The following is a 22,096-nucleotide window of genomic DNA, read 5'->3' on the forward strand; positions in this document are numbered from 1 at the left end:
TCACTCCGGTGGGGCGAGCGGGTTGACCGACGGGGCAGGGGCGCCCGCGGACCCCGGGGACGCGGGGGACGTGGGGGACGCGGGGGTGGGCGGCGGCGCGACGACGCCGGGGTCCGGGCCGAGTCCGAGCACCCCGCCCGCCGAGGCCTGGCCGAACTTCTCCTCGAGGAAGGCGCCGTGCACGATGATCGCCTCGGCGTCGGCGCGGTTCACGGCGTCGTAGACCTTGTCCATCGTCGTGCCGAGCAGGTCGAGCTGGTCGACGAGCAGCATGACCGAGCTCTTGCCGGCCGCGATGGGGCGGGTGTCGGCCCAGTCGCGGGGCAGGCGCAGGTAGTTGCCGATGGCGACCGGGAGGTAGTCGGTGACGGTCGCCATGACGCTGTAGCCCTGGCTGCTGCCGATCCCGAGGTTCGCGAGGCGCGGCAGCGTCTGGCGCACGATGCGCGTGACCCGCAGCAGCCGTGACAGCACGACGCCGGGCACGTGGCCCTCCCGGGCCTGCGCCTCGATGGCGCCCAGCGCCTCGAGGAGCGCCTCGGTCGTCGGCGGCCCGGGGCGCACGGGCTCGGGTGCCTCGGGCCTGTCCAACCCGAACCACGACCGGATTCCCACTGCGGTGTCCCCTCTGGTGTCCCACGCGCCGACTGCTGGTCGGTCACGTCCATCCTGCTGCACCGGCCGCGCGCCGGTGACGGCGGCTCGGCCGCCGCCCACGGGGACGACCCCCGACCGTTGCCCGGGCGGCCCGGGTCAGCGTCCCGAGCCGAGGTCGAGCAGCCCGGGGGCGACGTTCTCGGCCCGGCGCGCGTCCTGCTTCGACACCCGGTCGAGGTACGAGCGCGACTTGGCGACCTCGGTCTCGAGGGTGCCGATCGAGGCGGCCATGTTGTCGAGCGCGCGCACCTTGAACTGGTCGATGGCATCCATCGTCTCGTAGATGTTCGCGAACGCCTTCTGCAGCGACTCGATGGAGAGGGTCGAGCTCGCCGACTGCTCCTGGATGCGCGCCGAGTTCTGCTTGAGGGCCTCGGACGTGCGCTCGATGATGCCCGACGTCGTCGTGTTGAGGGCCGTGATCTGGTCGAGCACGAGCTGCTGGTTGTTGAGCGCCTGGGCGACGATGACGGCCGTGCGCAGGGCCGAGACCGTCGTCGTCGTGGCGCGGTCGACGCCCTTGATGAGCTCGATGTTGTTCTTGATGATGATGTCGATCGCGAGGTAGTTCTGGATCGACACGGCGAGCTGGGTCAGCAGGTCCTGGTGCTTCTGGCGGACGTAGAAGAGGACGTCCTCGCGCAGCGCCTTGGCCTTCTCCGGGTCGGTCGTCTCGAGCGTCGCCACCTGCGCGGCGAGCCGGGCGTCGAGGCGCTCCGCCACGTAGACGTACTGGTTGAGCCGGCCCATCGACTCCCAGAGGTTCTTCTTCTCGAGGTTGAGGGCGACGTTGTCCTTGACGAGCTCGTCCTGGCCGGACTGGAGCGAGTGCAGGATCCCGTTGAGGTGGCTCTGGGCCGACTGGTACTTGCGGAAGTAGTCGGTGACCTTGTCGCCGAAGGGGATCATGCCGAGGAACTTCTTGGCCCCGCTGGCCTGGCCCGGGTCGAGGTCCTCGACGGTGCGGCGCAGGTCGAGCAGCGTCTTGCCCACCTTGGAGTTGCCGGAGAGACCGCCCTCGTTGAGCGCCTTGACCGGCATCTGGAGCATCCGGTTGCTCGACTCGGCGGCGAACTTCACCTCGTCGTTGCCCATGCTGCGCACGTCGGCGGCCTTGGTCTCCCACTCGGGCGAGCGGACCTCGGCCCGGGTGAGCGAGTCGAGGTAGGTGTCGACCTTGGCGTCGAGGCCCGGCAGCGCCGCCTCGGGCACGGCCGGCGCCATCTTGGGCGCGGCGGTCTCGGCGACCGCGGCCGTCGGCGCGGGCGCGGTGAGGACGAAGGCATCGCTGGGCGGCGCGAGCGGAGCGACCTGCGCGGCGGTGGGGGCCGGCTGGGCGGCGGGCTGGTCGGTCATCTGCGAAGGGTCCTTCCCCGTGCGTGCCGGTCACGTCGGCGACATGACCGGAGTCCCTCCGCCCGACGGTCGTGCACCCGGCGCGGTGGCGGTCGGCTGCACGGCACGCACCTGCGGCGCGGTCGTCGGGCGTACGGTCACTCTACGTGCCGTGCCGCTGCGACGGGGTGGCCGATCGGTGGGTTCCGTCGGGTTTCCGGGAGACGGGCGACCACGGCCCGGAGCCAGGGGAAACTCCGTGCCGTGGCCGCGTCGTGGTCACCCACACCCGCCCAACGAGGCAGGGCGACGGCGGGTTCCCGGGCGCGTCGGCCACCCTCGGCCGGGGACGTGCGTGGCGGCTCAGCCGAACTGCCAGGACCGCTTGGAGAGGCCGAACCAGAAGCCGTCGATGACGCTCCGGTTGTCGAGGCCGCCGGACTCGGAGGCCGCGCCGAGCGTCACGAAGAGTGGGGCGAAGTGCTCCGTGCGCGGGTGCGCCTCGTGGGCGGCGGGCGCCTTGTCGAGGAAGTCGAGGAGGCTGTCGAGGTCCTGGGCCTGCACGGCCTCGTGGGCCCAGTGGTCGAACTCGGCGCTGGCCTGGGGCGGGAGCGCGTCGGCCCCGCCCCGGGGGTCGAACCACCGCAGGTTGTGGGTCGTGAAGCCGGAGCCGACGATGAGGGTGCCCGCGTCGCGCAGCGGCGCGAGCCGCCGGCCGAGCTCGAAGAGCCCGCGCGGGTCGAGGGTCGGCATCGACATCTGCAGCACCGGCACGTCGGCGTCGGGGAAGAGCTCCTTGAGCGGCACGTACGCGCCGTGGTCGAGGCCGCGCGCCTCGTCGCGGTGCACCGGGTGGCCCGGCCCGGCCAGCAGCCGGGTCACCTCGTCGGCGAGCGCCGGGGCGGGCGGGGCGTCGTAGGTGACGTCGTAGTAGCGCTGCGGGAAGCCCCAGAAGTCGTAGGTGAGCGGCGCCCCGGTCGTCGAGCCGAGCGTCGTCGGCGCGTCCTCCCAGTGCGCGGACACGACGAGCACGTTCGCCGGCGTCGGCAGCTGCGCCGACCAGCCCGCCAGCTCCGTCGTCCAGCGGCGGTCGTCGGCGAGCGGCGGGGCGCCATGGCTCAGGTAGAGCACGGGAGCGGGCATCGCGGAGCCTCACTGTCAAAAGTCGTTGAACCATAAATTACCAGACGGGATGCGGGTCCGGGTCCATTCTCACCGGACCCGCGTGCGCCCGGGGGCGCTTCGCCGCGGTCGATCGATGTGGCGGATCGATGTGGCGGATCGATGCGGCGGATCGATGCGACTGCGTGGAGGTGGTGCTGTTACCGTCGGTCCGCGTCCACGTCCGGGCAGCGACGAATCCGCTGCACGTGAGATGCGGGAAGTCGAGGGACAGTCATGGCCGCAGGCAAGGGGCGCAAGCTCGTCATCGTGGAGTCGCCGGCCAAGGCGAAGACCATCGCCGGCTACCTCGGCGGTGACTTCGAGGTCGAGGCGTCCGTGGGTCACATCCGTGACCTGCCGAACCCGTCCGAGCTGCCCGCCGACATGAAGAAGGGCCCCTACGGCAAGTTCGCCGTGGACGTCGAGAACGGCTTCGACCCCTACTACGTCGTCGACCCGGACAAGAAGAAGAAGGTCGCCGAGCTCAAGCGGCTGCTCAAGGACGCGAGCGAGCTCTACCTCGCCACCGATGAGGACCGCGAGGGCGAGGCCATCGCGTGGCACCTGCTCGAGGCGCTGAAGCCCCGGGTGCCCGTCAAGCGCATGGTCTTCCACGAGATCACCCGCGAGGCGATCCAGCGCGCCGTCAACGACACCCGCGAGATCGACACGGCGATGGTCGACGCCCAGGAGACCCGCCGCATCCTCGACCGCCTCTACGGCTACGAGGTGAGCCCCGTGCTCTGGCGCAAGGTCCGCCAGGGCCTGTCGGCCGGCCGCGTGCAGTCGGTCGCGACCCGCATGGTCGTCGAGCGCGAGCGCGAGCGCATGGCGTTCGTCCGCTCCTCCTACTGGGACGTCGAGGGCGACTTCACGCCCGACAGCGCGAGCCAGCAGTTCACCGCCCGCCTCTCCTCGGTCGACGGCGTGCGCGTCGCGACCGGCCGCGACTTCGCCGACGACGGCCGCCTCACCGGCACGGGCGTCGTGCACCTCGACGAGGCGCTGGCCACGCGGATCGCCGAGGCGTGCCTCCCCCTGCAGGCCCGCGTCACCGACGTGCAGGAGAAGCCCTACACCCGCCGCCCGTCGGCCCCGTTCACGACCTCGACCCTCCAGCAGGAGGCCTCGCGCAAGCTGCGCCTGTCGTCCAAGAACGCGATGCGCGTCGCGCAGCGGCTCTACGAGAACGGCTACATCACCTACATGCGAACCGACAGCACGACGCTGTCGGATGCCGCCACGACCGCCGCGCGCAGCCAGGCCCGTGACCTCTACGGCGCGGAGTACGTGCCCGACAGCCCCCGCCGCTACGAGAAGAAGGTCAAGAACGCGCAGGAGGCCCACGAGGCCATCCGCCCCGCGGGCGACCGGTTCCGCTCGCCGGCGCAGGTCGCGGGTGCGCTGCGCGGCGAGGAGTACGCCCTCTACGAGCTGATCTGGAAGCGCACCGTCGCCTCGCAGATGGCCGACGCCCGCGGGTCGACGGCCACCGTCAAGCTCGCCGTCGACACGGCGGTCGAGGGTGCCCAGTCCGTCGAGTTCAGCGCGAGCGGCACCGTCATCACCTTCAAGGGCTTCCTCGCCGCCTACGAGGAGGGCCGCGACGACGAGGCCGCCGCGAAGGCCGATGCCGCCGCCGAGGAGCGCCGCCTGCCCAAGCTCTCCGCGGGCGTGGCGCTCGAGGTCGTGCGCGCCGAGGCCGACGGCCACGAGACGAGCCCGCCCGCCCGCTTCACCGAGGCCACCCTCGTCAAGGCCATGGAGGAGCGCGGCATCGGCCGCCCGTCGACGTATGCCGCGACCATCGGCACGATCCAGGACCGCGGCTACGTCTTCACCAAGGGCCAGGCCCTCGTGCCGACGTGGCTGGCGTTCGCCGTGACGCGCCTGCTCGAGGAGCACTTCGGCAACCTCGTCGACTACGAGTTCACCGCCTCGATGGAGGAGGACCTCGACCGCATCGCCAACGGCGACGAGGGACGGGTCGAGTGGCTGAAGCGCTTCTACTTCGGGGAGGAGGCCACCTCGGCCGCGGGCCTGCGCAGCCTCGTGGCGGACCTCGGCGAGATCGACGCCAAGGAGATCAGCACCATCCCGATCGGCGACGGCATGGTCGTGCGCGTCGGCCGCTACGGCCCCTACGTCGAGGAGCTCGTGCCCGCGGGTGTCGACCTCGCGACGGGCGAGGTGGCCGAGGGCGCCGAGGTGCCGGCGACCCCGCGCCGCGCGACGATCACCGACGACGTCGCGCCCGACGAGATGACGCCGGAGAAGGCGCGGGAGCTGCTCGAGGTCGCGGCCGACGACGGCAAGGTGCTCGGCCAGGACCCCGTGACCGGCCGCGACATCGTCGCCAGGGCCGGCCGCTACGGCCCCTACGTCACCGAGGTCATCGAGGACGACGACGCGGCCGCCGAGAAGCCGAAGGGCAAGAAGGCCGCCAAGGTCAAGCCCCGCACCGCGTCGCTCTTCAAGGACATGGAGCTCGCGACGCTGACCATCGACGACGCGCTCAAGCTGCTCTCGCTGCCGCGGGTCGTCGGCACGGATGCCGAGGGTGTGGAGATCACGGCACAGAACGGCCGCTACGGCCCCTACCTCAAGAAGGGCACCGACTCGCGGTCGCTGACGACCGAGCAGCAGCTCTTCGACATCACCCTCGACGAGGCGCTCGCCATCTACGCGCAGCCCAAGCAGCGCGGCCGCGCCGCGGCCACCCCGCCGCTCAAGGAGCTCGGCGCCGACCCCGTGAGCGGCAAGCCGGTCGTCGTCAAGGACGGCCGCTTCGGCCCCTACGTCACCGACGGCGAGACGAACGCGACGCTGCGCAAGGACGACGACCCGGAGTCGATCACGCCGGAGCGCGGCTTCGAGCTGCTCGCCGAGAAGCGCGCCAAGGGCCCGACGACCCGCAAGCGGACCGTGAAGAAGACGGCGAAGAAGACCGCGAAGACGACGGCGAAGCGCACGACGAAGAAGGCCACGGCCAAGAAGGCCTGACCGCGCGCCGGCGCGAGGGGCGGCGGTGAGAGGGTGAGGCCATGGCAACCGTCGTCTTCGTCCACGCCCACCCCGACGACGAGGCGTCGCAGACCTCCGGGTCGATGGCCCGCGCCGTCGCCGAGGGGCACCGCGTCGTGCTCGTCGTCGCCACCAACGGCGACCACGGTGACGCGCCCGCCGACCTCGCCGACGGCGAGACCGTCGTGCACCGGCGGCGCGCGGAGGCCGAGGCGTCGAACGCCGTCATCGGCACCCACCGGGTCGAGTGGCTCGGCTACGCCGACTCCGGCATGACGGGGTGGTCGCAGAACGACCACGAGGAGAGCTTCGCGCGGGCCGACACCGAGGAGGCCGCCCTGCGGGTCGCGGAGGTGCTCCGCGAGGAGCGCGCGGACGTCGTCGTCGGCTACGACTGGCACGGCGGCTACGGCCACCCCGACCACGTCAAGGTGCACGCCGTGACGCGCCGCGCGGCCGAGCTCGCCGGCACGCCCCGCTACCTCGAGTCGTCGATGAACCGCAGCGCCATGGTGCGCGCCTTCGAGGCGATGGTGGCGGCCGGGCAGGACGTCGGCGAGGACTGGGACCCGCGGGCGCCCATGGACGACGGCAACCCGCTCGGCAGCCTCGAGGAGGAGCTGCACTGGGCGTGCGACGTCAGCGACTTCCTCGACGTCAAGCGGGCGGCGCTCACGGCGCACGCGAGCCAGTCCGACGCGCAGGGCATGCTCCAGATGCCGGCCGAGATGTTCGCCGCCGCCTTCGGGTGGGAGCACTTCATCGAGCCCGGCCGTCCCGACGGCATGGTGACCGCCTGGTTCCTCGCCCCCTGACGCCCGCCCCACCCCGCCCCGCCTCGCAACACACCGAGACGCGCACGACCCACCGGGATCGGATCCCGGTGGGTCGTGGCTCTCTCGGTGTGTTGCGCTGTCTTGCGGTGTGCCCCGGAGGGCGGGCCACTCAGGCCAGGGCGTCGACGATCTCGTTGAAGGTCTTCGACGGACGCATCACCGACGCGACCTTGTCGGCGTCGGGGCGGTAGTAGCCGCCGATGTCGACGGGCTGGCCCTGGGCGTCGACGAGCTCCTGCGAGATCGTGTCGATGCTCTCCTGCAGGTCGCGGGCGACCGGGCCGAAGACCTCCGCGAGGGCGGCGTCGTCGGTCTGCTTCGCCAGCTCCTGCGCCCAGTAGAGCGCGAGCCAGACGTGGCTGCCCCGGTTGTCGATCTGGCCGACCTTGCGAGCCGGGCCCTTGTTCTGCTCGAGCAGCGTGCCGGTCGCCCGGTCGAGCGTCTGGCCGAGCACGCGCGCCCGCGCGTTGTCGGTGACGTCGGCGAGGTGCTCGAAGCTGACCGCGAGGGCGAGGAACTCACCGAGGCTGTCCCAGCGCAGGTAGTTCTCCTTGACGAGCTGCTGCACGTGCTTCGGGGCCGAGCCACCGGCGCCGGTCTCGAAGAGGCCGCCGCCGTTGATGAGCGGGACGACGGAGAGCATCTTGGCCGACGTGCCGAGCTCGAGGATCGGGAAGAGGTCGGTGAGGTAGTCGCGCAGCACGTTGCCGGTGACCGAGATCGTGTCCTCGCCCTTGCGGATCCGCCCGAGGGAGAAGGCGATCGCGTCGGTCGGCTTCATGATCTCGATCGTGAGGCCCTCGGTGTCGTGCTCGCCGAGGTACTCCTCCACCTTGGTGATGAGGTTGGCGTCGTGGGCCCGGTCGGCGTCGAGCCAGAAGACGGCCGGGTCGCCCGTGGCGCGGGCGCGGGTGACGGCGAGCTTGACCCAGTCGCGGATCGGCACGTCCTTGGTCTGGCAGGCGCGCCAGATGTCGCCGGCCGACACGGTGTGCTCGAGGAGCGTCGTGCCGGAGCCGTCGACGACGCGCACGGTGCCGTCGGCGGGGATCTCGAACGTCTTGTCGTGGCTGCCGTACTCCTCGGCCGCCTGCGCCATGAGGCCGACGTTCGCGACGGACCCCATGGTGGCCGGGTCGTAGGCACCGTTGGCGCGGCAGTCGTCGAGGACGACCTGGTAGATGCCGGCGTACGAGCTGTCGGGCAGGACGGCGAGCGTGTCCTGCTCGGCGCCGTCACGGTTCCACATGTGGCCGGACGTGCGGATCATCGCCGGCATCGAGGCGTCGACGATGACGTCGCTCGGCACGTGCAGGTTCGTGATGCCCTTGTCGGAGTCGACCATCGCGATGGCCGGCCCGTCCTCGAAGCCCTTCGCGACGGCGGCCTCGACCTCGGCCCGCTCGTCGGCCGGCAGGCCCTCGACGGCCTTGAGCACGGCGCCGAGCCCGTCGTTGGGGGAGGCGCCCACGGAGGCGAGCGACCCGGCATACGTCTCGAAGACGTCGGGGAAGAAGGCACGCACGACGTGGCCGAAGATGATCGGGTCGGAGACCTTCATCATCGTCGCCTTGAGGTGCACGGAGAAGAGGACGCCCTCGGCCTTGGCGCGGCGCACCTGCTCGGAGAGGAAGTCGCGCAGGGCGGCGACGTCCATCGCCGTCGCGTCGACGACCTCGCCGGCCAGCACCGGGATCGACTCCTTGAGCACCGTCGTCGACCCGTCGGCACCGACGAGCTCGACCCGCAGGGTGTCGTCGGAGGCGATGACGACGGACTTCTCGTTGTGCCGGAAGTCGCCCGCGTCCATCGTCGCGACGTTCGTCTGCGACTCCGCGGACCAGGCGCCCATCGAGTGCGGGTGCCTGCGCGCGTAGCTCTTCACCGACGCGGGAGCGCGGCGGTCCGAGTTGCCTTCGCGCAGAACGGGGTTCACGGCCGAACCCTTGACCTTGTCGTATGCCGCCCGCGCCGCCTTCTCGTCGTCGGTCGACGGGTTGTCGGGGTAGTCGGGAAGCGCGTAGCCGGCCGCCTGGAGCTCGGCGATGGCTGCCTTGAGCTGGGGGATCGAGGCCGAGATGTTCGGCAGCTTGATGATGTTCGCCTCGGGCGTCTTCGCGAGCGCGCCGAGCTCGGCGAGCGCGTCGTCGACGCGCTGCTCGGGCGTCAGGACGTCGGGGAACGACGCGATGATGCGCCCCGAGAGCGAGATGTCACGCGTCTCGACGTGGACGCCGGCCTGCTTGGCGAAGGCCGAGACGATGGGCAGCAGCGAGGCCGTGGCCAGGGCGGGTGCCTCGTCCGTGTGCGTGTAGATGATGGTCGAGTCCAACGCAAGTGCTCCGTTCGGGTTGCGGTTCCTGCCGGGTCCGGTTCGAGGGGATCCCGAATGAATCTTGATATCAAGATATCCGATCCGAGGCGGCAGCGGGGCTGCCGTCCCATCCTGCCGGGGTGGTCTGCGCCACGCCAGCGACCTTTACCTAGGGTGGAGCGGGTGGACATCGACCCGAGCACCGCCCGTTCCCTGCACCACACGCTCGCCGCGGAGCAGCGCCGAGGACGCGTGCCGTCGCTCGCGGCCGGCCTCGTGCGCGACGGCGCCCTGCTCTGGGCCGACGCCGTCGGCACGGTCGACGGTCGGCCCGGCGGCGTGCCGGCCGACCCGGACACGCAGTACCGGATGGGATCGATCACCAAGACGTTCGTCGCCGTGGCCGTGCTGCGGCTGCGCGACGCCGGACGGCTCGACCTCGACGACCGGTTCGAGCAGCACGTCCCGGGCACTCGGCTCGGCGGCGTGACGATCGCCCAGCTGCTCTCGCACGGCGGCGGGGTGCAGGCCGAGACCAACGGCCCGTGGTGGGAGCGCACGCCCGGTGGTGGCTGGGACGAGCTCGTCGGCTCGGCGGTGGCGCAGCGCTTCCGCGCCGGGCGGCGGTTCCACTACACGAACGTCGGCTTCGCCGCGCTGGGGCAGCTCGTGGCCCGGGCCCACGGCGTCGACTGGTTCGAGGTGGTCCGCCGCGACCTGCTCGACCCGCTCGGGATGACGCGCACGACGACGCGGCCGGCCGCCCGCTCCGCGCCCGGGCTGGCGGTGCACCCCTTCGCGGACGTGCTGCTGCCCGAGCCCGAGCACGACGCGGGCGCCATGGCCCCCGCCGGCCAGCTGTGGACCACGGTCGGTGACCTCGCCCGGTGGGCCGCGTTCACGGCCGGTGACACCGCCGGGGTGCTCGCCGCCGACACGCTCGCCGAGATGGTCGAGCCCCACACGGTCGCCGACGAGCCGGGCCAGCCGTGGACGACCGCGCACGGGCTCGGCTTCCAGGTGTGGAACGTCGAGGGCCGTCGGTATGCCGGTCACGGCGGCTCGATGCCGGGCTTCCTCGCCGGGCTGCGCGTCGACCTCGAGACCGGTGACGGCGCCGTCGTGCTCGTCAACGCGACGAGCGGGGTGGCCCCGGTCGCGCTCGCCGCCCGCCTGCTCGGCGAGCTCGCCGAGCAGGCGCCGAAGCCCGTCGAGCCGTGGCACGCGGCCGGCGACGCGTCGGTGCTCGACCTCGTCGGCACGTGGCACTGGGGCCCGACCGTGACCGTCGCCCGCGCCGTCGGCGAGCACCTCGTGCTCGGCGAGCCGGGGCAGGCCCGTGGGTCGCGCTTCGCCGCCGCCGGGCCCGACGGGTGGGTCGGGCTGGACGGCTACTACGCCGGCGAGCCCCTGCGGGTCGTCCGCCGGGCCGACGGGTCGCCGTCGCACCTCGACCTCGCGTCGTTCCGCTTCACCCGCACCCCCTACGACCCGGAGGCCGACGTGCCGGGCGGGGTCCACGACGAGGGGTGGCGGTAGTGCCGGTGGCGGGCGAGGTCGTCCCGCCGTGGCTCCGCACGCGCCTCGAGGGCCTCACCTGGCCGCGCCGCACCCACCGCCTGCGCCTGCGACCGCTCCGGACCGACGACGTCGACGCCGTCCTGGCCTACCGGAGCCTGCCCGACGTGGTGGTCCACCTCTCCCACGACGTGCTCGACCGCCCTGCGGTCGAGGCCCGCGTCGAGGGGTGGATCGCCCGGGGCCGGCCGGGCTCGCCCGCGCCCCTGCTCGGTCTCGCCGTCGAGGAGCAGGCGAGCGGCCGGGTCGTCGGCGACGTCATGCTCCGGCTGGAGCCCAGCCACAGCATCTCCCGCACGCCCACGGCCGAGTGGGAGGGCACGATCGGCTATGCCCTCCACCCCGACGTGCACAGCCGCGGGTTCGCGGCCGAGGCCGCCACCGAACTGCTCGTGCTCGGCTTCCGCGAGCTCGGTCTGCGCCGGATCACCGCCGACGCGTACGCCGCCAACGTCGCGAGCAACCGCGTGCTGCGCCGGATCGGGATGCGGCACGAGACGACGGTCCGCGCGAAGTCGCTGGGCAAGGACGGCACGTGGCTCGACGACAACATCTGGGCCCTGCTGCGCGAGGAGTGGTCCGGCTAGGGGCTCCGGCGCCGAGGGTCCGCCCGCCGGCCGGCTGGGGGGGAACTCGGGTTCAGGTGCGGGTACGGGTGTGGGCCGCGCACCGGAAGGGAGTCCGGTGCGCGGCCCACGGTCGGCCAACACCACCTCGGGAGGAAAGGGGCCTGGCCTGGAGGAAGGTCCTGAGGGCGACGTCCAAGGTTTGTCCAAGGTTGCCCTCGATTCAAGAGGGCTGCCGACCTCGTGTCAAGGGCGGGGGGCGTCCAGCTTCTCGCGGTCCTCGTCCGCGGCCTCCGCGGAGACGGCGCCGGGGCCCTGGGTGGGCGTCGGGTGCGGGCGTCGCGGCCACCAGAACCGGTCGCCGAGCACGACCGCGATGGCCGGTACGAGCAGGGTGCGCACGACGAGCGTGTCGAGCAGCACGCCGACGCAGATGATGACGCCGATCTGCGCGAGCACGACCAGGGGCAGCACCCCGAGCACCGCGAACACGGCGGCGAGCAGGATGCCCGCGCTCGTGATGACCCCGCCCGTCGCGGCGAGGCCGCGCAGCATGCCCTGCCGGGACCCGTGCTCGCGCGACTCCTCGCGGGCCCGGGTGACGAGGAAGATGTTGTAGTCGACGCCGAGGGCCACGAGGAAGACGAAGGCGAAGAGCGGCGCGTTGTCGTCGAGGGCCGAGAAGCCGAAGACCTTCGTGAAGATCCACCACGACGCGCCGACGCTCGCGAGGTACGTCGCGACGACGGTCGCGACGAGCACGAGGGGGGCGACCACCGAGCGCAGCAGCAGGCCGAGGGCGACGAGCACGAGGGCGAGCACGATCGGGAAGATGACGAGCCGGTCGCGGGCCGAGGCCTCGGCCTGGTCGAGCGCGACGGCCTCGGTGCCGGCCACGTGCGTCTCGGGGAGGTCTGAGACGGCGGCGCGCAGCGCCCGCACGGTCTCGGCGGCCTCGTCCGAGCCGGGGTCGGCCTCGATGACCGCATCCACCTCGGCGACGCCGTCGGCCTGGGCGACCGTGCGCGTCCCCGCGATGCCGGGCACCGCGCCGACGGCGGCGCCGACCGCCTTGGGGTCGGCGGTGGTGACGACGATGGCCGGGTCGGCGCTGCCGGCCGGGAACGACTCGGCCAGCCGCTCGCTCGCCGCGATGGCCTCGGGCTTCTTGAGGAACTGGTCGGACGACTTGAGGCCGGTGTCGATGGCGGCGATGCCCGCGGCCATGACGGCCAGCACGACGAGCGTGATGCTGATGATCCGGCGGGGGTGGGCAGCCACGCGGTCGCCGACCCGGCGCCAGAGGGAGTGGCCGTCGGCGAGGGCCGGCTCGCCCTCGCGCGGCACGCGGGGCCAGAAGATCCACCGGTCGAAGATGACGAGGGCGGCGGGCAGGACGAGCAGCACGAAGGCCGCTGCCACGACGACACCGACCGCACAGGCCAGGCCGAGCCCGCGCGTGGCGGGGAAGAGCGACAGGAGCAGCGTCAGCAGGCCGATGACGACCGTGACGGCGCTCGAGAGCACGGCCTCGGCGGTGCGCCGGAGGGCCAGCGACATGGCCTCGCGTCGGTCGTGGTGACGACGCAGCTCGTCGCGGTAGCGCGAGATGAGCAACAGCGCGTAGTCGGTGCCGGCGCCGAAGACGAGCACCGAGAGGATGCCGATGGTCGACTCGTCCCACACGACGGAGAACGTGGCGAGCACGTGCGTGGCGAGGACGGCGGCGAGTCGGTCCGCCACGCCGACGACGACGAGCGGGAGGATCCACAGGATCGGGCTGCGATACGTCAGCACGAGCAGGAGGGCGACGACGGAGGCGGTGGCGATGAGCAGCCGGGTGTTGGCCCCCGCGAAGACCGCCGCGAGGTCGGCCTGGACGGCGGCCGGGCCGGTCACCTGTGCCGTCACCCCGTCGGGCAGGTCGGCCTTGACGGCGGCGCGCACGTCCTTGACGCGCTCGGCGACCGCCGTGGCGTCGGTGGCCTCCACGGGGATCACGGCCAGTGCGGCCGTGCCGTCCTCGCTGCGCTGCAGGGGCGTCCTGCCGGCGCCGGGGGCGTCGGCGAGCCGGGCCTCGATGGCCGAGACGTCGGCCGTGGTGAGGGAGCCCGACTCGCGGCTGAAGAGCACGACGGCCGCTGAGCCCTCGGCCTCGGGCAGTCGGTCGCGCAGCTGCAGGGCGGCCGCGCTGTCGGAGCCGATCGGCAGCGCGTCGGTCGACGCGCTGGTCCGCGTCGCCTCGCCGAGCGTGCTCACCACCCCCATGGCACCCGCAAGGGCCAGAATGACGATCGCCACGGCCCACCACTTGCGCGTGATCCTGTCGGTCACCGAGCGCACGACACACCTCCCGTAGGATGAGTAATCAACTTACTCAATAGATTACTAAGTTGGTGAGTGACATTAGCAGCAAGCACCCAGCCGGCCAACCGCCGACACCGCCGCCGACCCCGGATGCCGGGGGCGGAGTCGCCGACGTCGCGGACGGTCGCCCTGCCGGCCGTCCAGCCGGACGCCCGGACGTCGGGCTCGTGCCGGGCGTACCGGGCTGGCGCACGACGGGCACCCTGGCCGCGCTGCAGGAGCTCGTCGAGGTGTCGGAGACGGTTCCGGCCGTCGTCGCCCGGCAGGCCGGCCTCAGCACCTCGGAGCTGCACTCCCTGCGCCACCTCATGCGCGGGCCGGTGGGGCCCGTCGACCTCGCCCGCCTCCTCGGGGTCACCTCGGCGGCCTCGTCGGGGGTCGTCGACCGACTCGTCTCGCGCGGCCATGCCGAGCGCCGATCGCACCCGGGTGACGGGCGCCGCACGGAGGTGCTCATCACCGACAGCGGGCGCGCCGAGGTGCTCGCTCGCATGACGCCGATGTTCGAGAGCCTCGCCGCGCTGGACGCGACGCTCGGAGACGACGAACGGGTGGTCGTCGAGCGCTACCTGCGCGGCGCGACGGCCGCCATGCGCAACCTCATGCAGTAGCAGCGCACGCCGGCAGGGCCCGGCCGTCCGGCTGTCGCCGGAGCAGGTCTCAGGCGGGCAGCCGGCCGCGCAGCAGGCTGTCACCGGAGTGGGCCGGCTTGTCGTCGTAGTGCTCTCGTGAGATGTCGACGACGACGTAGCCCTGGTCGATGAGCGCCTGCGAGATCGGGAAGGTCCCCGACTCTCCCTGCCCCAGCACGCCCACGGACACCATGCGCTTGCCGTCGGCGTTGAGGAGCCACACCTCGAGGTAGCCGTCACCGGCGTCGAGCCGCCGGTCGGTCACGACGCGCAGGTCGAGCCCGTTCCGGGCGCGCAGCACGGTGGCCTCGCCCTCCGGTCGGGCCGTGTCGAGCGTCGACAGCGCGACCTGGCTCACGCGTCCTCCGTCGTCGCCGCCCCAGATCGCGCGGCCCGTGAGGAGGCCGACGGCGAGGCTCGCCGCGACGAGAACGCCGGCCAGGGCGACGGCGCGCCGCCGGAAGCGGCGCCGGCGGCGGGCGCCCGCCCCGGGGTGAACAGGCAGGGGGTGGACGGTGGTCGGCGCTGGGGTCGGGGTGGGCTCGACTGGGGGTGCGGGCGTCATGGGGGCGTCCAGCTCCGCCGCGATGCGCTCCCACACCTCGGGGCGCGGTGGCTGCCAGTCGACCGGCTCGGTCGACCAGCCCGTGAGGACTCCGGCCCGGCGCAGCTGGTCGAGCGCTGCGGTGCAGCGGTCGCAGCCCGCGACGTGCGCACGCTGAAGCTCGCCCACGGGCTCGCCGATCGCGAGGTCGACGAGCTCGTCATCGCTCGGATGCGACACGTTCCACCTCCTGGAGTCGGTTCCTCAGCTCGATCAGTCCCCGCCGCACGTGGCTCTTGACCGTGCCGAGCGGCAGCTCGAGGGTGCGGGCGATGTCGTCGTGCGTGCGGTCCTCGATGAAAGCCATTCGGAGCACAGCGGCTCGTGGATCGCCCATCCGCTCGAGCTCGTGCACGAGGAGCAGTCGCTCGGCCCAGTCGCCGTCGTCGACGTTCGCCTCCGTGGCCGCCTCCGAGGCCACGGCCTGCAGGTTGCGCCGGGTGCGGTAGCGGCCCGCCTGCGCGTCGGCCACGCGGTGCTTCGTGATCCCCACGAGCCAGGCCACGGGCGACCCCCGCTCGGGCCGGAGGGAGGCCCGGCCCTGCCACGCCGCGACGAAGACCTGCTGCACCACGTCCTCGGCGTCGTGCGGGTCGCCGAGGGACCGCAGCGCGATGGTGTGCACGAGCGTGGACCACCGGCGGTACATCTCCGCGAGCGCGTCACGGTCACCACCGGCGAGACGGGCGGCGAGCTCGGCGGACTCGACGTCAGGGTCGTCGTGCACGTGCACGGCCCCACCCTAGCTGCGCCGCCCTCACGCCGTGGGCTCGGCGGTGACGACGACGTTCTCGTCGTAGCGTCGGGCCTCACGGTCGAAGTCGCCCCCGCACGTGACGACGTGGAGCCGGGCCGGCCCGTCGCGGGCGAAGAGCGCGTCGAGGTCGAGGGCCGTCTTGCGGGTGCTCTCGACGGAGGTCACCGTGTAGCTCCGGACGGTCGGCCCCGACCGCACGGAGAGCACGTCGCCGCGCCGCAGCGACCCGATGCCCGCGATCGGCCCGATGCCGTAGCCCGGCATGTCGAGGTGGGCAGCGAGCACCGTCGCGCCCGAGCGCTCACCGGGGCGCGGACCGTAGGCGTACCAGCCGGCGAGCGCGGGGGTGGACGGCAGCGCCATCTCGCCGTCACCGGACACCCCGACCGGCACGATGCGCATGTCGACGCCGAGGCGCCCGATGCGCAGCCGGTCGGGGGACGGCACGGTGGCGGCCGGCGCGGGGGCGGCCGACCGCGCCGTCGCCGACCGCCGGGCCGCGGCCCGATCGGCCGGAGACCGCACCGCTGAACCAGAGACCGCCGTGCCGGGAGTCACGCCGTCGGGAGTCACGGCGTCGGTCGACGTCCGGACCGGCTGCGTCGTGGTGGGGACCGGGTCGTTCGGACGCGTCAGCCAGGCCGTGCCCGCCCCCGCGAGGAGGGCGGCAGCCACCGCGGCGGCCACCCTCCTGCGGGCGGACGACCCGGTGCTCCCCGGGGCCGGGGAGTCGTGGTCGGACGGGTCGGTCATGGTGATCGGTCCTGGTGGTCGGTCCTGAGAGGCGTCGCGGCCGGGTCAGCGCGCGCCCGCGCCCCGCCGACGGGCGACGAGCACGAGGCCACCGGCGGCGGCCGCCGCGCCGACGACGAGCGCGGAGCGGGCCGCGGCCGAGTCGGACCGCGCTTCCGCCGCCTGCCCACCGGCGCCGGCGGGCACGCCGCCGGGGGCCGAGTGCATGCCCGAGATCGTCTGCATCGCGAGCTCCAGGTTCTTGTCGGCGGCGCTGCCCCACGCGTACACGATGGTGTTGGTGCCCTCCTTGAGCGTGAGGTCGGCCGGGCCGATCGCGACGTCGGACGTGCCGGCGAGCACGACGTCGGCCTTGATCGTGCCGGCGTCGACGACGGCCTTGGCCTCGTTGGGGTTCGTCAGGCCCTTGAGCGCGACGGCCCCGTTGGCGCGGACGTCGACGGCCGGGGCGGCGGCCGTGTGCCGGACGGTGAGGCGCGCCTTGCCGGCCGGCACCTTCGAGGTGTCGTTGACGAACGGCGTCAGCACCGGCTTGCCGTCCGCCGAGAGGTGGGCGACGACCGTGACGTTGGCGCCGCCGGGCACCTGCACGTCGTTGGCCTCGATGACGGCCTTGCCGCCGGCGCCCGCGCCGGCCGCCGTGACCTTGAGGTCGTAGGTGCCCTCGGGGAGCATCAGCGGGTCGGTCAGGGTGCCCGGCTTGAAGTTCGTGAGCAGCGCCTTGCCGTTCGCGTAGACGTCGACGGTCGCGCCCGGCACGCCGTGCAGGATCGAGACGGTCGCGTCGGCGGCGTGGGCGGGTGCCGCCAGGAACGCGGCGGGGGCCAGGGCGAGGGAGACGGCGGCAGCGATGCGGATGGTCTTCATGGGAGGTCCTTTCGAGGGTGAGTGCTCGGGTGGGACTGCTGTGGAGGGGGAGCGGGGGTCGTGGGTGCGCCGGTCGGCGCGGGTGTCACTCGTGTCTCCGGTGGCACCGGTGGCACCGGCACGAGGGCCGTGCCCGGCCGGGTCAGAGGTCGAGCGGGCGCAGGACGAGCACGATGCCGTGGGCGACCTGCCGGTTGCCCCGGTTGATGTCGAGCGCGCGGGGGTTGAGCAGCGGGTCGAGGTCGTTGCGGTCCTGGTCGACGAGCCGGACGAGCTTCAGCCACCGGGACAGCACGTCGACCTTGATCGTCGCGCCGGGCAGGGCGGTCGTCAGCCGGGCGCCGTCGGAGCGCAGCGCGGTCCGCGACGAGATGGGCGCCCCCGGGACGACGTGGTAGAGCAGCACCGACTCGATGGCGTCGACCCCGACGGCACCGACGAGGGCCGAGAAGACCTGCGACTCCTTGCCGTACCAGCGGTGGGTGAGGTCGGCCGCGAGAACCTGGAAGGCGCGGTCGTTGGGGATGAACGCCGTGACCGGCTCGTCGCCCCGGGTCAGCACGCCGACGGGGCTGTTCGGCTTGGCCTTGAGCACCGCCAGCACCGCCTCGGTGACGATGTCGTAGTCGTACCAGTTGCGGTCGAACCGGTTGCCGTCGGCGGTCAGGACCGCCGCGAGGCTCCGGGTGCCCGAGGGCAGGGCCGACGATGCGGCCGAGGCCGGGGCGGCGGCGGTCGGTGCCGCCACGGCGGCAGGCACGGCGAGCGCGCTCGCCAGGGCGGCGACCACGGGGACGAGATGACGCTTCTGCACGGTCTGTCCTCTCTTCGGGGGCGACGGCGTCGGTGCCGTCTGCTCCCTACTTCCGAGGACGTGGCCCCTCCGGATGCACCCGGAGCGAACTTTTTTCCAGCCGCCTGCTCCCGTGGGCCGATCCGGTGGTCCCGTCGGGTCTCGCGTCAGGCGGCCCGGAGCGCCGCGCGGCCCCGCCACCGGGCGGCAGCGGCGAGCACGACCACGACGGCCACGACGGCGGCGAGGCCGGTGGCGACCGAGCGGGGCTCGTCACCGAGGCGGCCCACGGCGATCCAGGCGAGGCCCCACGCCATCGCAGCGGCCACCGTCCACCGGCCGCCGAGCTGCTGCGCGAAGACGACCCCGAGCACGGCGGCCACGGCGACGACGACGACGGCAGCCACCTGGTTGCCGACCGAGCCGAGGTCGACGCCCGAATCCACCAGCGCCGCAGTGACGTTCGCGCACGTCGCGACGGCGACCCAGCCGAGGTAGAGGCCGAACGTCGCGTCGACGACGACGCGCTCGACGGTCGACGACGCCGGCTGGGCCGTGAGGCGGCGCAGCAGCACGCCGAGGGTCAGCGCCAGGGCGACGATGACGACGACGCTCGCCCAGATCCAGCCCTGCTGCGTCACGAGCAGCCAGGCGGCGTTGAGCACCATCGACGCGGCGGCCAGCCACCCCGTGCGCCGCACCCGCTCACGAACGGCGTTGGCGGGCAAGGCCTGCCACACGGCATACGCGAGGAGCCCGAGGTAGATGACGCTCCAGATGGAGAACGCCGGGCCGGCGGGCGCGATGAGGGTGGCGGTGGCGGCGAGCGCGCCGCCCGCGGCCTCCTCGACCCGGGTGCCGAGCACCCCGATCCCGAAGAGCGTGCCGACGACGCAGAAGATCTCGGCGGCCACGACGACGACCCGCCGGGCCTGGTCGGTCGTCGTCAGCGTGGCGTGGGCGGTGGGCGTGGCTGCGGTCATGTCGATCACCTCGGAGCGGGGGACGGGACGGCCGGGTCGCTCGGAGGGTTGCTCACCTGCTGAGCGATCCGGTCGATCTGGTCCTACCCGATCAACCGCGCAGCCGGACCGAGAGGCACGTGACGCATCCCTCGAGCTTCTCGAACTCGGAGATGTCGACGGTGGTCACGTCGAGCCCTCGCGCCGACAGCAGCTGCGCCGTGCGGGGGGCGGCGGCCGACAGCAGCACCGACTGGCCGCCGAGGAGAACGACGTGCGACCCGGGCTCCTCCGGTACGGGGAGGAACGCGCTCCACACCGACGTGTCGTCGACGAGCGGCGGGTAGCCGACGACGGTGCCGTCGGGCAGCGCCGTCACGGCCGACTTGAGGTGCAGCACGCGGCTCACCGGCACCGGCACGACCTCGACGCGGTGGCCGGCGAGGGCGCGGCGCAGCGCCTCGACGCCGGCGGCATTGGTGCGACCGCCCACCCCGACCCACACGTGGTGCCCGTGCTTGAGCACGTCGCCGCCGTCGAGGGTCGCCGGCTCGGTCATCTCCACGACGCGGTAGCCGAGCGGCTCGAGCACGCCGCGCAGGCCGACCACCTCGGGCCGCCGCGAGACGGCGCCCGAGCGGCAGAGCACGGCGACGTCGCCGTGCACCACGACGTCGTCCTCGACGAACACGCCGTCCGGGCAGTCGTCGACGGCGGCTGCCTCGAGGACCTGCCAGCCGCGCCGGCGCAGCACGTCGACGTACTCCTGCCACTGCCGCCGGGCGAGGTCGGCGTCGACGTCGGGCGAGCGCTCGAGGTGCGTCACGATGCCCTCCGCCAGCCGGGGGGAGGGGCGGCGGACGAGCGCGAGGCGGCGGTGCACGCGCCCACTCTAGGTGCGGCTCGGGGCCACACTTGACCCTGACGTGACGTGAGGCGCGAGGCTCGAGCCATGACCGGAAGGACGCAGGAGATGACCACCTGGACGGTGGGGCAGGTCGCCGAGCTCGTCGGCGTCACGGTGCGCACGCTGCACCACTACGACGAGATCGGCCTGGTCGTGCCCAGCGAGCGCTCGCGGGCCGGCTACCGGCTCTACACGGACCGGGACCTCGCCCGCCTCCAGCAGGTCGTGGTCTACCGGCGGCTCGAGATGCCGCTCGATCAGATCGCGACCCTGCTCGGCGGCGGCGAGGACGCGGCCGACCACCTGCGCCGTCAACGCGCGACGGTCATGACCCGGCTGGGCGAGCTGCGCGAGCTCGTCACGGCCATCGACCGAGCACTGGAGAGAGAGATGAACGACCAGCCCGCCACGACCGAGGACCTCAAGGAGCTCTTCGGCGACGGCTTCAAGGACGAGTACCAGCAGGAGGCGCAGGAGCGCTGGGGCGAGACGGACGCGTGGAAGCAGTCGCAGGCCCGCACCCAGCGCTACACGAAGGCCGACTGGCAGCAGGTGAAGCAGGAGGCCGACGAGGTCAACGCGGCCTTCGTCGCGGCCCTGACCGCGGGGGAGCCGGCCGCGGGCGAGGCGGCCATGGACGCCGCCGAGGCGCACCGCCGGCACATCGACGGCCGCTTCTACGCCCTCGACCACGCCTTCCACCGGGGACTCGCCGACATGTACGTCGCCGACCCGCGGTTCACGAAGACGTACGAGGACCTCGCGCCCGGGCTCGCGGCATACGTCCACGACGCGATCCACGCCAACGCCGACCGCCACGCGGCCGCCGGCTGAGCACGGGTCGTCGAGCACGGGCGCGCCTGACCGACAGGTGAACGCGGCGGGGGAGGGCGATCTCCCCCGCCGTACCCTTGTCGCCATGCGAGTCGGAGTCTTCGGTGCCACGGGTCAGGTCGGCGGGGTCATGCGCGCCCTTCTCGAGGAGCGCGACTTCCCGGTCACGCAGGTGCGCTTCTTCGCGTCCGCGCGCTCGGCCGGCACGACGCTGCCCTTCAAGGGTGAGGACGTCGTCGTCGAGGACTCCGCCACCGCCGACTTCTCCGGCATCGACATCGCGCTCTTCTCCAACGGCGGCGCGGCCAGCCGTGAGCTGGCGCCGAAGGTCGCCGCCGCGGGCGCGACCGTCATCGACAACTCGAGCGCGTGGCGCAAGGACCCCGAGGTGCCGCTCGTCGTCTCGGAGGTCAACGCCGCCGACCTCGACGACATCCCCAAGGGCATCGTCGCCAACCCGAACTGCACGACGATGGCCGCGATGCCGGCGCTCAAGCCGCTGCACGACCGCGCCGGGCTGGTGCGTCTGCACGTCAGCAGCTACCAGGCCGTGAGCGGCTCCGGCGGGGCAGGCGTCCAGGAGCTCGACCGCCAGCTCAAGGGAGCGTATGCCGCGGGCGACCCCACCGGGCTCGCGCTCGACGGGCGCGCGGTGGCCGTCCCCGAGGCCCGGCTGTATGCCGTGCCGGTCGCCTTCAACGTCGTGCCCCTCGCGGGGTCGGTCGTCGACGACGGCTCGCTCGAGACCGACGAGGAGCAGAAGCTGCGCAACGAGTCGCGCAAGATCCTGCACGCCCCCGACCTGCGCGTGTCGGGCACGTGCGTGCGCGTGCCCGTCTTCACCGGGCACAGCCTCGCCATCCACGCCGAGTTCGCCGAGGACATCTCGCCGGAGGAGGCGCTCGACCTGCTGGGGAACACCCCGGGCGTCATCGTCACCGACGTGCCCAACCCGCTCGAGGCCGCCGGCCGCGACGAGGTCCTCGTCGGGCGGGTGCGCGCCGACCAGGCCGCGCCCGCCGGCAAGGGGCTCGTGCTCTTCGTCGTCGGCGACAACCTGCGCAAGGGCGCGGCGCTCAACGCCGTGCAGATCGCCGAGGAGCTCCTCGCCCGTCGGTCGTGACGGTGGGGTCGCATAGGGTCGGG

At 73.1% G+C, this 22,096-nt stretch carries 19 protein-coding genes; 7 read left to right on the forward strand and 12 right to left on the reverse strand.

Translation table 11 applies throughout. The annotated features are described in order from the left end of the window. From ABD979_RS14405 to ABD979_RS14415, 3 genes are all read right to left on the reverse strand, one after another. Entirely contained in the window at nucleotides 1-564 is a 564-nt protein-coding gene (locus ABD979_RS14405) for a hypothetical protein (RefSeq protein WP_345508179.1), read from the reverse strand. A 189-nt stretch (nucleotides 565-753) separates the two neighbouring features. Beyond that, entirely contained in the window at nucleotides 754-2,013 is a 1,260-nt protein-coding gene (locus ABD979_RS14410) for a toxic anion resistance protein (RefSeq protein WP_345508180.1), read from the reverse strand. 342 nt (nucleotides 2,014-2,355) lie between these two features. Next, nucleotides 2,356-3,135, reverse strand: coding sequence for a dioxygenase family protein (locus ABD979_RS14415; RefSeq protein WP_345508181.1), 780 nt, complete (start codon nucleotides 3,133-3,135; stop codon nucleotides 2,356-2,358). Nucleotides 3,136-3,390: 255 nt separating this feature from the next. On the opposite strand from ABD979_RS14415, the gene topA reads away from it, so the two are divergent. Continuing rightward, nucleotides 3,391-6,159, forward strand: coding sequence for a type I DNA topoisomerase (gene topA / locus ABD979_RS14420; RefSeq protein WP_345508182.1), 2,769 nt, complete (start codon nucleotides 3,391-3,393; stop codon nucleotides 6,157-6,159). 41 nt (nucleotides 6,160-6,200) lie between these two features. Continuing rightward, entirely contained in the window at nucleotides 6,201-6,995 is a 795-nt protein-coding gene (locus tag ABD979_RS14425; protein ID WP_345508183.1) for a PIG-L deacetylase family protein, read from the forward strand. A gap of 130 nt (nucleotides 6,996-7,125) precedes the next feature. Here the strand turns inward: ABD979_RS14425 and ABD979_RS14430 are convergent, their stop codons facing one another. Further along, a complete protein-coding gene (locus ABD979_RS14430; protein WP_345508184.1) occupies nucleotides 7,126-9,348 on the reverse strand; it encodes an NADP-dependent isocitrate dehydrogenase in 2,223 nt (740 codons plus the stop codon). Nucleotides 9,349-9,513: 165 nt separating this feature from the next. Here ABD979_RS14430 and ABD979_RS14435 point away from each other — a divergent pair, with 165 nt between their 5' ends. Both ABD979_RS14435 and ABD979_RS14440 read left to right on the forward strand, forming a co-directional pair. Further along, the gene (locus ABD979_RS14435; protein ID WP_345508185.1) at nucleotides 9,514-10,869 is read left to right on the forward strand and encodes a serine hydrolase domain-containing protein; all 1,356 of its coding nucleotides are present in this window, start codon (nucleotides 9,514-9,516) and stop codon (nucleotides 10,867-10,869) included. Continuing rightward, nucleotides 10,860-11,495: a GNAT family N-acetyltransferase gene (locus tag ABD979_RS14440; RefSeq protein ID WP_345508186.1), complete on the forward strand. Its 636-nt coding sequence runs from the start codon at nucleotides 10,860-10,862 to the stop codon at nucleotides 11,493-11,495. The genes ABD979_RS14435 and ABD979_RS14440 overlap by 10 nt, the downstream gene beginning before the upstream one ends. 225 nt (nucleotides 11,496-11,720) lie before the next feature. On the opposite strand, the gene ABD979_RS14445 is transcribed toward ABD979_RS14440, so the two are convergent. Continuing rightward, nucleotides 11,721-13,808, reverse strand: coding sequence for an MMPL family transporter (locus ABD979_RS14445; protein ID WP_345508187.1), 2,088 nt, complete (start codon nucleotides 13,806-13,808; stop codon nucleotides 11,721-11,723). A 62-nt stretch (nucleotides 13,809-13,870) separates the two neighbouring features. On the opposite strand from ABD979_RS14445, the gene ABD979_RS14450 reads away from it, so the two are divergent. Beyond that, complete coding sequence (locus ABD979_RS14450; protein ID WP_345508188.1) at nucleotides 13,871-14,452, forward strand: MarR family winged helix-turn-helix transcriptional regulator; 582 nt, start codon at nucleotides 13,871-13,873, stop codon at nucleotides 14,450-14,452. Nucleotides 14,453-14,501: 49 nt separating this feature from the next. Here ABD979_RS14450 and ABD979_RS14455 read toward each other — a convergent pair whose 3' ends face one another. The 7 genes from ABD979_RS14455 to ddaH form a co-directional block, all read right to left on the reverse strand. Further along, nucleotides 14,502-15,257 carry an anti-sigma factor gene (locus ABD979_RS14455; RefSeq protein WP_345508189.1) on the reverse strand — a complete coding sequence of 252 codons (756 nt, stop codon included), beginning with the start codon at nucleotides 15,255-15,257 and terminating at the stop codon, nucleotides 14,502-14,504. Beyond that, the gene (locus ABD979_RS14460; RefSeq protein ID WP_345508190.1) at nucleotides 15,238-15,810 is read right to left on the reverse strand and encodes an RNA polymerase sigma factor; all 573 of its coding nucleotides are present in this window, start codon (nucleotides 15,808-15,810) and stop codon (nucleotides 15,238-15,240) included. The genes ABD979_RS14455 and ABD979_RS14460 overlap by 20 nt, the downstream gene beginning before the upstream one ends. 24 nt (nucleotides 15,811-15,834) lie before the next feature. Next, complete coding sequence (locus ABD979_RS14465; RefSeq protein WP_345508191.1) at nucleotides 15,835-16,587, reverse strand: class F sortase; 753 nt, start codon at nucleotides 16,585-16,587, stop codon at nucleotides 15,835-15,837. A gap of 45 nt (nucleotides 16,588-16,632) precedes the next feature. After that, complete coding sequence (locus tag ABD979_RS14470) at nucleotides 16,633-17,454, reverse strand: DUF4397 domain-containing protein (protein ID WP_345508192.1); 822 nt, start codon at nucleotides 17,452-17,454, stop codon at nucleotides 16,633-16,635. 142 nt (nucleotides 17,455-17,596) lie between these two features. Continuing rightward, nucleotides 17,597-18,268 carry a fasciclin domain-containing protein gene (locus ABD979_RS14475; protein WP_345508193.1) on the reverse strand — a complete coding sequence of 224 codons (672 nt, stop codon included), beginning with the start codon at nucleotides 18,266-18,268 and terminating at the stop codon, nucleotides 17,597-17,599. Nucleotides 18,269-18,414: 146 nt separating this feature from the next. Continuing rightward, nucleotides 18,415-19,230, reverse strand: a complete 816-nt coding sequence (locus ABD979_RS14480; RefSeq protein WP_345508194.1) for a TspO/MBR family protein — start codon at nucleotides 19,228-19,230, stop codon at nucleotides 18,415-18,417. Nucleotides 19,231-19,321: 91 nt separating this feature from the next. Next, nucleotides 19,322-20,092 (reverse strand): dimethylargininase, encoded by a 771-nt coding sequence (gene ddaH / locus ABD979_RS14485; RefSeq protein ID WP_345508195.1) that lies wholly within the window; start codon nucleotides 20,090-20,092, stop codon nucleotides 19,322-19,324. Between the two features lie 69 nt (nucleotides 20,093-20,161). Here ddaH and ABD979_RS14490 point away from each other — a divergent pair, with 69 nt between their 5' ends. Beyond that, nucleotides 20,162-20,950: a MerR family transcriptional regulator gene (locus ABD979_RS14490; protein ID WP_345508196.1), complete on the forward strand. Its 789-nt coding sequence runs from the start codon at nucleotides 20,162-20,164 to the stop codon at nucleotides 20,948-20,950. A gap of 85 nt (nucleotides 20,951-21,035) precedes the next feature. After that, nucleotides 21,036-22,073 carry an aspartate-semialdehyde dehydrogenase gene (locus ABD979_RS14495; RefSeq protein ID WP_345508197.1) on the forward strand — a complete coding sequence of 346 codons (1,038 nt, stop codon included), beginning with the start codon at nucleotides 21,036-21,038 and terminating at the stop codon, nucleotides 22,071-22,073. Nucleotides 22,074-22,096 lie beyond the last annotated feature (23 nt).

The organism is Terrabacter aeriphilus (assembly GCF_039542985.1).
Lineage (GTDB): Bacteria > Actinomycetota > Actinomycetes > Actinomycetales > Dermatophilaceae > Terrabacter > Terrabacter aeriphilus.

Coding starts and splice junctions, on each gene's coding strand:
- ABD979_RS14495 (WP_345508197.1), top strand. CDS start 21,036: ATGCGAGTCGGAGTCTTCGGTGCCACGGGTCAGGTCGGCGGGGTCATG.
- ABD979_RS14465 (WP_345508191.1), bottom strand. CDS start 16,587: ATGACCGACCCGTCCGACCACGACTCCCCGGCCCCGGGGAGCACCGGG.
- ABD979_RS14410 (WP_345508180.1), bottom strand. CDS start 2,013: ATGACCGACCAGCCCGCCGCCCAGCCGGCCCCCACCGCCGCGCAGGTC.
- ABD979_RS14425 (WP_345508183.1), top strand. CDS start 6,201: ATGGCAACCGTCGTCTTCGTCCACGCCCACCCCGACGACGAGGCGTCG.
- ABD979_RS14470 (WP_345508192.1), bottom strand. CDS start 17,454: ATGAAGACCATCCGCATCGCTGCCGCCGTCTCCCTCGCCCTGGCCCCC.
- ABD979_RS14480 (WP_345508194.1), bottom strand. CDS start 19,230: ATGACCGCAGCCACGCCCACCGCCCACGCCACGCTGACGACGACCGAC.
- ABD979_RS14490 (WP_345508196.1), top strand. CDS start 20,162: ATGACCGGAAGGACGCAGGAGATGACCACCTGGACGGTGGGGCAGGTC.
- topA (WP_345508182.1), top strand. CDS start 3,391: ATGGCCGCAGGCAAGGGGCGCAAGCTCGTCATCGTGGAGTCGCCGGCC.
- ABD979_RS14415 (WP_345508181.1), bottom strand. CDS start 3,135: ATGCCCGCTCCCGTGCTCTACCTGAGCCATGGCGCCCCGCCGCTCGCC.